Raw genomic sequence first — 11,969 nt, 5'->3', positions numbered from 1 at the left:
AAGTGTATTGGTTTCAATCCCAACTAAATAGCCGTTAACCCCTGCAATAGCAAAACTTTTAATAATTGATGCAATCTATATCCTCTCCATCTTTTCCTCTATTTCCTGTTCAATTCCATCATAATTGATTCGCTAGTAGCATACAAAATAGCAGGAAATTAATCCCATATAATTGTTTCAGTTCTTTTATCTACATCCCTACTTATAGGTTTATCAAAAAGATAATTCATCATTAATAGAGGACTATCCCAAGATAATCCTCTAAATACTTTTGTTTACACTTTGTTCATGGTGTCAGACACCCTCGCGCTCTGAAATTTTATCTTCTTTTAATATGTATAAATACCAATATACCGGCATAGCAAACATGCTTCCAAAAAATATTATCAAAATCCAGATAATTCTCATATCATCTTTAATTCTTTTATTCTTTACAACATGAATGATATAGAATACCAGCAAAAACATCGATACAATCATCGCCAATATGTGAAAGAAAAAAATATATGGCATTGTATTAAATAAGAACGTACCATCCATAGTTGTAGAGTTGAACATCTTACTCATCATGGACAAGAAATAAATTATAAAAAAAGCAATATATACTATAGGATAGATCGTTATTATACCTAGCAAATATTTGTTCATTGATTTCATCTTATTCTCCTTTCATATTACCTTAAACTATTATTATCATGCCTTTGCTCATGGCTCACTTATTGGCTCCACAAAAGGCACTTCTTCAAAAGATGTTGTATCATAGACTATAAGTTCATTTCCATCAAAAATATAAAGATCATCATTATATAAATACCAATCAATCTTATAAGTAATTTTTGGAGCAGTATATGCCCATAGTTTTTCTCCAGTTAATTTATTAAGTAAATACAACTCTGATTGCTGGTTCTCAAATATATAATAGTCATCATGTTCAATATAGTTATTTATTCCATTTGGTAACCAGTCGCCTGCCTGCCAAATTAAGTCTCCAGTAAATCTATTAAAGCTATCTAGCGTCTCAGTCTCAAAATTATACACAAACACACTATCCTCGCTAACATGTATTCCCTGATAATCGCCATAAATAAGCCACACTTCTGAATTATCCTCTATACTTGAACAAGTAATACTTGAATGTTTATAATAGGAGTAGATTAAATCATCATATACTTCAAAATCATTTCCACTAAAAGGAAAAGCATCTAATATTTCCCCTGTTTTTCAGTTACTTTGGTACAAGATGTCATTATTTTCAAGTCTCTAGCATTGAATATTGTATTAGTATCTCTATCTTTATCTGATTTTGTCTCTATTATCTGTTGTATTTATCCTATTCATCCTTATATATTATGCTATTGGATCTTCAGCACTCTTTTCATAGACGGGATCTGGAAGTGTTATATAATAGCTACCTCTTCCAACCCCAAACACCGATGTTGATAGACCTACAGCTAATGTTCTAATATCCTTGGTAGTGTTCCATGACGTAGACACTTCAAACCCTTTAACTTGCAATGATACTGATTCAGAGTCTCCTGTATAATCAGTTGGATCATTAAGACTTTCATCTCCCTTTCTATAAACTGATGTTAAATAAATATTCGCTCCAGCTCCTAACGGCATTTCAGATAACATCTTTTTCCGTGCATTTGTTTTAATTGCGTCTTTGCTTTCCTCATTCTCGATGATCCCAGACTTCAGAAACCTTGATATCAGCCTATGTACATTGACATCACCAATTCTGTGGTCTATGAATTTCATAATCCATTCATGGTCCATGGAATCGAAAAATCTTTGATATCTGCATCGACTATGTAAATGGTTTCCGCTCACAGATGATTTTATTCACTACTTTAAGTGCATCGTGGCATCCTCTGTTGGGTCTAAATCCAAAGGAACTGTCAAGAAAATCTCCTTCAAATACTGCATTTAGGATGTCGCTGAGCACATCTTGTACCAGCTTATCCTCGTACGCAAGTATTCCAAGTGGACGCATTTTATCAGTTCCAGCCTTGGGAATGAATACTCTTTTGACTGGCTGTGGTTTGTAGGCTTGCTTCTTCATCCTGTCTAGTAACGACTCGATATTCACATCTAAGTTCCTATCGTATTCATCTTTAGTTATTTTATCCATTCTCGCAGCCTTATTTCCACACATCTTTCGATGACTTTCCTTCAAACTTTCCTTATTGATTAGTCCAGCAAGGGATGTAATTCTAGCATCAGGTCTTTCTTTTGCTATCTGTGCTATCCTTGTTAGTTTCGTTTCCATTAACTTTCTACCTCCATGTGTAGGTAATGTTTCCTTTTCAAGGTCTATAAAATGTTGTAGTCTTTCCTCCTCAGGCATTACCCTGTATCATCAGTAATATACTACAATCCGACTCCCTAATGCCATCCGTTTCCTCACTTTATTATTGCTTGTTATACGTACTCCAGACTATTGTCCGAAGAGCAATTAGGGTCTCCCGAGTTCCCGTATCATAACATTATATAGCATGCCGAGTTCAACGACCTCGAGGAAGTTACGTCCTTCTTACCTTTGCATCGGACATAATATTGCATTCTGCTCTGACAACAGCATCTGCCTTACTATATTGGATATTTTGTGGCTCAATCACTTCAGCTTTTCAGCTTTCGGCCTACTATCCTGTTTACCTACGTTTAAACTTACTAGTTACCCAATAAGCTCCAAGGCTAACTACGGGCGGTTAGTCAACCTTACCCGATGGGATTCGCACCTACTATATGATACGACCTTGCTCGGACGCACTGTCAGGTATCCTAGCGAGGGGAGCTTTGCGACCGGAGCTTGCTCATTATTTATTAATATTATACTTTGCTAGTAAGCTATTAAAATATTCCTGCATCTCTTTTGTTGAAAAGCCAGAATTCCTATTATACGCTATTTCTTTTGAATTGAAGTTTCCTTCTGCATATCGTTTTATCATACCTATAGCCTCGGCATCATTAGATTTTATTAAAAACTCTGACACATAATGAGCAAATCCCCAATTTCTAAGTGCCATTTCTTTTGCTATAGGAACTAAATACCCATATTCATCAGCATCAAGATTTTCAAATTTAATGATATCTAATGATTTGAAACAATCACTAGATTTTTCTTTGTAAATTATATAGCGCATATAAAGATAACAATTAATATTATCACTTGAATATAAATTACTAATTTTTTCCTTTGGTACGTTTTCTACATTGCGAATCTTAAGTATAGATTTTTTCCCTTTATCTAAGTAATCAAATATTTCAACATCGTAAGTATAATCTGGGAATGTATTAACAAGCTTTTCAGTAATCAAAAATTTATCTTGTAATGACATGGTAATCTCATACTTCTCTTTGTTATTATTAAATATATACCAAAATAAAATAGTCGAAATTATTGCTACCAAAATTAATATTATAATTAATTGTTTTTTATTATATTTACCTGGTTTCATAAACTACTTCACACTCCTTTCAATATTAGCACAATTATACATTTCTCTTAAGCATTACTTATGCCCGAGAGATATAAATTTCATTTAAATTATTCTAATTTCCCCCTTTGTTTTTAATGTAATCCATAAATGCTATATTTAATGCGTTAAGTTGATAATATGTAATCTTAGAAACTTTAAAATCGTTTAGTATCTTTGTTTTAACCGGTCCTGAAGCATCGGTTGTATAATAATTAGTTCTTTCTTGTAGCGCGTCAAATCCACCAATATTATTAACAAAACTTGAGTACCTATTATTCACACCATCTGAATAATAATCTTTCAGCACTTTAGATAGTCTTGTTGAACTATCAAGTTCTATGCCGATGTTATATCCATCCACATCAGCTAGCATATCATTTATACTGAAGCTTGTGAATATATTTTGCTTATCACCAATGATGGATTTTGCCGCAATTATTAAGTGAGGAGAATTGTCCTTAATTTTATACGCTGTTTGGTATTTTTGCAAATCACCAATAGCTTGCTGTAAATCCCCAGCCCAACCTGCTAAATCATTAAATTCAGTATCATAAAATGGCGAACCGGTTTCATGAGTTATTGCATTAGCCGATACTATCATATGTAGGAAATCTATCTTTTCTCCAGATATTGGATCAACTAACTCTGCCCCTTTTCCAGTATCACTAAAATAATCAAATAATTTTTTATTATTTTTTTTGACATATTTAACGAATTTATCATCGATATCTCCTGCCGTTATTTGCCATTTAGTATCATCGTATTTTCTTCTAATAAAAGCCATTACTTGCTGTTTATTGTATTGACCTTTGTAGTACTGCAAAGACAATTGTTCAAGAGTCTCAACATTTTTAATTATATCCGTTATATTTCCTTTATTTATTCCAATATCCCCACTAATACCACCCATAGAAGCTATCGCAACGCCTTTGTCAAACACATCATCTGTCTGTTTGATAGGTTCAAGTATAGTAATAGTTTCCTTAGGTTTATATTCACTTCCATCAACATGATAGGTATTACCATCATGATTATTACTACTTACATAAATAACATTTTCTTTATTAGCTATCCGAGCTGGATTTCTTATCGCCTCTGCTTCTACAAATGCTGCTTCTTTAGCAGTTGTATTACCAGCTCTATTTGCATTCTCCCATTTCTCTGTTGCAGCAGCTATTCGAGCTACTTCTTGTTCACTTAAATGATTTAAATCCCATTGCGTTACTATATGTCCCGTTGGATCCCAATACCGTATCGGGTTATTATAGCAATACGTATACCTATTCAAACTTAACGAATCACTTCTCTTACCTAAGTAGCTATCCTCTTGCATAAATCTTGCTGTAATTGAATCGTACATTCTAGCATTAAGGTAGTAGAGTCCAGTTCCCTCATCGTATTGATATCCCGCATAACGATATGGATTGTCTGCAGCCCCTGTTCTTACTTTATGATTACCGAACGCATCATATGTATAAGTAGCAATAACTGTACCTTGATCATTAATCAACGCCGTTACATCTCCATGCCCATTGAAGAAGTAATAAGCAGTCTCGCTTCCCCCTGTTCTTGAAATAAGACGGTTGTCCCCACAGACATTTTTAGCTGTTTGTTTACCCTTTTCATTTAATTCTAGCACAACCTTATCAGCTTCGTACACATATTTTGTTACTTTTCCATTTACCACACTGCTTACCCTTAGTCCTTCTCCGTTATAGGCAAACTCAGACACTGTACCACCATTTGCAACATAAATCATTTGGTTAAACTTATCGTATTTATAAGACTTTTGATACCCTGCTATAGGGTTGTCTTCTGTCTTCGTTTGTCCTACAATAAAAATACCAAAGCTTGGTTTGTTTGCTGGCGAAGCTGGCTTAATCATTTCAGTTGATGCATAGGTTTGATTCCCGTTAGCATCGTAGGTATATTTTATTGTCTCTAAAGCTCCAGCTTCTGAGCTACCTTGAGTCTGAATCAAACGATTTTGTTCATTATAAGTATAGGTTGTTTTCTTAACATTTGATCCATTAATAACAATCTCTCGTAGTCTATTACCCGCACTGTCATACACATAACTTCTGCCAATACCATCTGTCTCTAATACTGTCTCAAGCCTATTTAAACAGTCATAGCCATAAGTCGTAGTACCTGATTGATCTACCTTTGTCAACTGGTTACCAGCATTATCATATGTGTATGAATACGTACTTAATGTTGCTCCATCTTTCTTTTTATTTGTTAATATTTTTAACTGATTGTTGTTAAAGTATGTATACTCCTCTGTTCCACCTTTTGAATAAGTAACCTTCGCTTTGTTACCATTTAAATCGTATTCAAAAGTTGTAGTGTTCCCATCAGAAATAACAGTTTCAAGTCTTCCTAACTGGTCAAAGGTCTTTAGAACGGTATTACCTCTTGCATCAATACTTTTCTCTGCAGTATGACCTGCCTCAACATCTTGGATTATATCGTACTGATAGGTCATAACACCGACTTTAGGAATGGATTTCACTAATACTCTACCAATCTTATCATAAGTTCTTACAGTTATTCCTGTAGAATCTGTAATAGTTTTTGTATTTCCATTATTGTCGTAAGTATTAGTAATCGATTCTTCGCCACAAATTGTTTTTAATAACCTACCAAATACGTCATATGTATTGACTGTAATATTACCATTCTTATCTTTCTTTTCTTTTGCTAAACCATTTGAATAATAGGTATAACTTTCAACCCTAGTCATGTCATAGGTATTTGAGCCGTCTATATCTGTTATAATACCTTTAGGATCGATGCTTTTTGCCAACAGATTACTCACGTTATACTCTTTGGTTGTTGTATTCCCGTTTCCATCTTTCTGAGTTAATAGATTACCCATCAAGTCATAGGTATAAGCAGTTATTTCACCTTTAGCATTTTCAACACTACTAAGTCTACTTAAGAAGTCATATTTAAATGTGGTGATGTTATCCTCACCATCTATTGTTGTTGCCACGTTTCCAACCTTATCATAGGTTTGCTTTGTGATGTTGCCTACTTGATCTGTTGTAGAAATAAGTCGATTGTTTTTGTCATATGTGTAAGCTATCTTGTTTCCCTTACCATCAAATGACGCTGTTTCTACATGGTTTTTATTGTATTCCTTCTTAACAATAACTTCATTTAATGGATTTGTTTGTTCGACCAAGCGATTAAGTGCATCATATTTAGAAGTAACCGAGTTTCCACGCCAATCGGTTGCTGTAATCAGATTACCATTCTTGTCATATTGATACAAATTTGTATGTCCTAATGGCGATATTTCCTTAATAACTTGTCCCAATTCGTTGTAGATCTTTTCAGTTGTATTACCATTGCCATCAGTTATATATCTTTGGTTACCATTTTTATCATACCTTATTGAGGTCTTTATTTTGTTCTTCCCATCAATACTTTGTGTTGTACTTGTTAATACTCTATTTTGTTCATCATAAGTAAATAACTTGACCGTTCCAAAGCTGTCTCGATGACTAATGATATTACCTTTGTTGTCATACTGGTTTGAAATAATATTTGCTTCAATAGATTCATCACCAGGATGTGTTGCAGTACGAGGTTTATTAAATGCATTATAAGTAAATGTAGCTTCATTACCATTTGCATCTATTTTTGCGATAAGGTTACCAGTAAGATCATAGGTGTTACTTATTAGTGCGTATTCTGTATCTGATGCTGACTTTCTTGCAGTTTGCTTAATAATCCTTCCTGCATCGTCGTAGTAGTTAGTTGACACTGAACCATTTGCTTTTGTTTCTGAAACCACTCTACCAAGTCCATCATGTGAATATTTTACGGTGTAAGGTAAGTTTAACTTCTTAGTTTCTGGATCAGTCTTTGTAACCAACTGACCTGCTAGGTTATATGTAGATTTTGTTTCATACCCCATACCATCAATTTCACTTATTACATTTCCAAGGACATCATATGTGAAGGAATGTGAAATGGTTGACCAAGTTGTCTCTCCTGCTTCTTTATAAATATCGTTCTTGGTTAAAACGCGTCCCATTTTATCATAGATATATTCAACTCTAGTAAGATCTGTTAAAGCTTTAGTATTATCGTAATTATCAGGTGTTACTTCTATTGTTTTTCTACCCGCCACATCGTAAGCATACGTACTGGTAAACTCTGTGACAACACCTTCTTTTTCAGTTGTCTCTTTTATTTTATCTAAGTCACCTTTTGGTGTATAGATAAAAGTTGTCACACAACCATTTGGATCTGTCTCTTTTATAACATTTCCTCTAAAATCATACTCTTTGGAAGACGTTATATTAATGAAATTTAAATTCTCATCTTGGCCTGGTGTTGTTATAGAAAGTCCACGATTTATCTTATCATAGGAATATTTAGTAATCTTGTCATTTTCGTTAATTGTTTCTATTAAGTTTTCATTTTTATCGTACTTAAAGGATGTAGTAATAGGCACTAAACTGCTATCACTAAGATCATTACCTGCTAAATCCAGTGCTATAACATAAATAGTCTTTTTTATTACATTGTTTTTATGATCATATTCAAACTCAGTAGCATTTGAATAAGTATCAGTAGTATATTCATTTTGTTTTATGCGTCGTCCTTCTTTATCGTATCCATAGAGTACTTTTTTCCCTGATGTATCTGTTAAAGATAGAACATTACCATTACCGTCATACGTATTATATGTAACAACTAGTCTGTCTTCACTTGGTACAATATGTAGCCCTACTAAATCTTTACCAAGTCTAGTTTCTGTAATTCTTCCTGCTTTATCATATACATTACCTAAATAGGAGTACTTGTCTGTTTCAGCTTCCTTCCAGGTACCTATCCTTTGTCCTAGTGCATTATATCTGTAATAAGTATTAGCACCATTAGCCTCAGTCGAATAATTGATTGCCCCATTCTTAAGGTAGTTAATAGACTGTGTTGTAGCATCCGCATTCTTTTGCGTAATAAGTTTATCAGCATAATCATAGGTAAATACCGTTTCAGCAATACTACCTTCTGGTACCGTGGTGCCACCTGTTATCTGTGCTTCTGTATATTTTTCTAGGTATTTCTTATAAGTCTTTTTAGTAGTCTTATCTGTATTGATGCCATATGTATAGGCTTCAAGAATATAATATGCTGTTTGAGCATTTTCGCTAAAGTACGTCTTATCCTTCCTATTCATCACATCATAAGTATACTTATTCATAGAACCATTTGGTAAGGTTTCTGTCAATAAATTGCCATATAAGTCATAGGTGTAGGAATACACATAATTCTCTGGATCTGTTTTTTTCTTCATCAGACCATTAGCAAAGTATTCGTACCTATAACCAACATCTTCACTATAAGTGTTTTGCGATGTTGTAGCATTTAATCCATCTGCACTACTATTATATAGATTTGAAGTTACTTCCTTTATCGTTCTACCTAGTTGATCGATAATTAGTCTCGTTGTTTCACCACCTGCATCAACTTGTTTCATTAATCTACCTGCTAGGTCATATGTATAAGCTGTTTTATAGCCCTCTGCAGTAGTATTACTAGTAAGCCACCCAAGTATGTTATAGCTATTTGTTACTACATTTCCTTCTGGATCTGTTACTTTTTCGATGTTACCATAAGTATCATAAGAATATGTTGTCTTATTACCTTCTCCCTCGGTTACCGATTTTAGCAAACTTTTTGCTTTATACCCATTAGTTGTTGCTTCTGAATCTGAATAATAACTATAAGTTTTAATAATAAACTTTGATTGATCTGCTGAAGTACTATATGCATCTGTTCCGTTTAGTGGTCTTACTTCTTTTGTAAGTTTTACCTTATTTGCATCATAAACATAGTAGGTTTTATTACCAAGTTGGTCTTGTTCCATAGTATTGTTGTTCTTATCATCATAGGTGTAAACTTTTGTACTACCATCAGGATAGATGATATTTGTTATGTTACCATAAGCATCTCTCTCGTAAGTCGTAGTATTACCATTACGATCTGTTATGGTTTTTTCTTCACCATACACATTTACTCCAGCTGTATCTAAGAAGTATGTAATGGTTGTTTGCTTGTTCTCTGGATCTTGTGATAGGATTGTGTAAAATTGGCTATCATAACCCTTTATGATTTGTCTATTGTTGCTGTCTTTGATTGTTGTTTTTCTATTCGCGGTATTATAGGTATATGTATTTTCATTACCATAGATATTTGTATAACTACTTACCTTATGAACGCCTGTTGTAGGTGTATGGTCATAAACAATTGTCTCTTGTACGATGCTGTTATGATCTTTTACTGTTTTTAAATAGTTAGAAGTATCATATTCATATCTTTGAATGCCTCCTGCTGGATCCATTACACTTGTTAGCAATAGATTTGTATAGGAGTAAGTAACTACTCTATTCATTGGATCTTTTATAGTTGCTATTTGATTATTGGCATTATAAGTAACCGTGAATTTTCTTGCTACTTGGTCTGATATAGAGAGTACTTTTCCTGTTGCATTATCTACTTCAATTGTAACCTTATTTCCACTAGGATCTTTCATCCAAATGAGCCAGCCAGATGCATTATAACCATAGGTATATTGATCTGGTGTTGTTAAGATATGTCCGCCTTCTGGGTTGACTACTAACGTACCTCTAAAGTCATTGGCTGTAAAGGTACCGTTTGCATTCTTAACAAACATATGGGAGCTACCATTTGGCATTTTTGCAATGTAAAGAGTTGATGTTGTTGCATCTACCTTAAAGCTTCCTTCAAATCCAAAGGTCCAACCTCTTCCCATTAAGCTTACGGTTCTATCATCCTTTGAGTTATAGGTTCTACTAATGTTGATGTTAAAGCCTGGTGATGCCATGGTCATATCTACTGAGCTGGTAGAATAATTACCTATTGCAGCATTAACGCCATTTTCTCCATAATGTATTTGTTCCAAAAGCTTAGGATCTACTGTTGCTGCTAAAACGTTCAATTGTCCATCCTTTGGTTGGTCTTCTTTTTCTTCCTCTTCCTCTTCCTCTTCCTCTTTTTCTTTTTCTTCTTCGACTACTTGTACATTACCTGTTGCGGCTTGATAAGCATCTACTCTTCCATTTGTTGATATCTTACCACTTAGGGCTTCTATCTTTACGGTGTTTCCTTTAATTCTACTTTTGACATCTTGTGTACTTATGTCTTGGTAGTTACTTTTTATTAGTGCTGCTATACCCGTAACATGAGGGGCTGCCATTGAGGTTCCACTCATTTGTTCATAGGTGTTATTTGGTGTAGTACTTAGGATATTTACTCCTGGTGCGGCTACGTCTATTTTAGTTCCATAGTTAGAAAAGCTTGCAAGCTTTCCAGCTGAGTCATAGGCAGCAACTGAAATGTTATTATCTAGCTCAAAGCAGGCTGGATATATTGGATTCGTTGCTGTGTCTAAGCCGTTATTTCCAGACGCTGTTACAAACAAGATATCTGATTTATCCATTGCTTCTTTGAGGGCGTAGTTATAGTCACTACTTCCAAAACTACAGTTGATAATGTCTACTCCCATGTGCCCAGCATATTCTATTGCTTCTATTGCATCTGAGGTATAGCCTGATGTACCGTTAATAAATTTAAGTGGTAACACTTTTGCATCTTTTGCAACTCCAACTACTCCTACTCCGTTATCATCAGCTGCAATGATTCCTGCTATATGGGTTCCATGTTTATCCTTTGAAGCATCGTCATAGACAGAGTTATCCTTATTTGCAAAGTCCCAGCCGTTTACATCGTCTATGTAACCATTGCCGTCATCGTCTATACCGTTTCCTGGTATTTCATTGGTATTTATAAATATGTTGCTTTTTAGGTCTTTGTGGTTAATGTCTATTCCTGTGTCTAGTACGCCTATTAGTATGCTGGAATTGTTAGTGGTAAGGGCGTCCCAGGCTGGTAATACGTTGATACCATTTGTTGGTGAGTACTTTGTTGTTCCTCCTGCTTGTGTAGTTGCTTCTTGATAGATTGCCCATTGGTTTTTGAAGTCACTATCTGTTATGTTTCCTACAGAAAACAGCTTATAGTTTGGTTGTGCATATTCAACTGCTGGGTCTTTTTTTAGTGCTTCTACTACTTTTGTTATATTGTCTGTTTCTTGGATTTCTAGTACTTCTACGTATTGGTTTTTAAACTTCTTTTTTGTATCTAACTTTTTAATCTTTAAGTTACTTTTTACTTTATCTCGCGTGTTCTTCTTGGTTGTTTCAATATTGGTAGTTGTACCTTTTGTATTGTCTTTGTACTTTACTATTATTTGTTTCTTATCGATGCTTAGATATTCTTGCCCAGCTGCGTACCTTGTATATGCTGTGTTAATTGCTCTTTGTGTTGCTGTTGATGCCATTGCTAGTAGCTCACCTGTAAATACATTAATTATGATAAAGCATACAATAATTAGTTTAGCGATTATCTTTTTCACTTTACTTATTTTTAATGATTTCATCTTTTCTC

At 34.2% G+C, this 11,969-nt stretch carries 4 protein-coding genes and 1 pseudogene; all 5 read right to left on the bottom strand.

From position 1 onward, the window contains the following. Positions 1-294: 294 nt before the first annotated feature. The 5 genes and pseudogenes from CVU84_12770 to CVU84_12750 all read right to left on the bottom strand — a co-directional run bounded on the left by CVU84_12770 (position 295) and on the right by CVU84_12750 (position 11,961). Positions 295-657: a hypothetical protein gene (locus CVU84_12770; GenBank protein ID PKM94322.1), complete on the bottom strand. Its 363-nt coding sequence runs from the start codon at positions 655-657 to the stop codon at positions 295-297. 48 nt (positions 658-705) lie between these two features. Beyond that, the gene (locus CVU84_12765) at positions 706-1,095 is read right to left on the bottom strand and encodes a hypothetical protein (GenBank protein PKM94321.1); all 390 of its coding nucleotides are present in this window, start codon (positions 1,093-1,095) and stop codon (positions 706-708) included. Positions 1,096-1,347: 252 nt separating this feature from the next. After that, positions 1,348-2,272 (bottom strand): annotated as a pseudogene (locus tag CVU84_12760) (hypothetical protein). A 547-nt stretch (positions 2,273-2,819) separates the two neighbouring features. Next, positions 2,820-3,461 carry a hypothetical protein gene (locus CVU84_12755; protein ID PKM94320.1) on the bottom strand — a complete coding sequence of 214 codons (642 nt, stop codon included), beginning with the start codon at positions 3,459-3,461 and terminating at the stop codon, positions 2,820-2,822. A gap of 94 nt (positions 3,462-3,555) precedes the next feature. Next, the gene (locus tag CVU84_12750; protein ID PKM94319.1) at positions 3,556-11,961 is read right to left on the bottom strand and encodes a hypothetical protein; all 8,406 of its coding nucleotides are present in this window, start codon (positions 11,959-11,961) and stop codon (positions 3,556-3,558) included. Between the last annotated feature and the right edge of the window lie 8 nt (positions 11,962-11,969).

The sequence above is a fragment of the Firmicutes bacterium HGW-Firmicutes-1 genome (assembly GCA_002841625.1).
In the GTDB taxonomy this organism is placed as follows: domain Bacteria; phylum Bacillota; class Clostridia; order Lachnospirales; family Vallitaleaceae; genus HGW-1.
The sequence above is the reverse complement of the archived record's forward strand: the minus strand, read 5'-3'. Positions and strand labels throughout refer to the sequence as shown.

Bases quoted from the DNA above. Each gene is read 5' to 3' on its own strand.
- CVU84_12755 (PKM94320.1), bottom strand. From the start codon at position 3,461: ATGAAACCAGGTAAATATAATAAAAAACAATTAATTATAATATTAATT.
- CVU84_12770 (PKM94322.1), bottom strand. From the start codon at position 657: ATGAAATCAATGAACAAATATTTGCTAGGTATAATAACGATCTATCCT.
- CVU84_12750 (PKM94319.1), bottom strand. From the start codon at position 11,961: ATGAAATCATTAAAAATAAGTAAAGTGAAAAAGATAATCGCTAAACTA.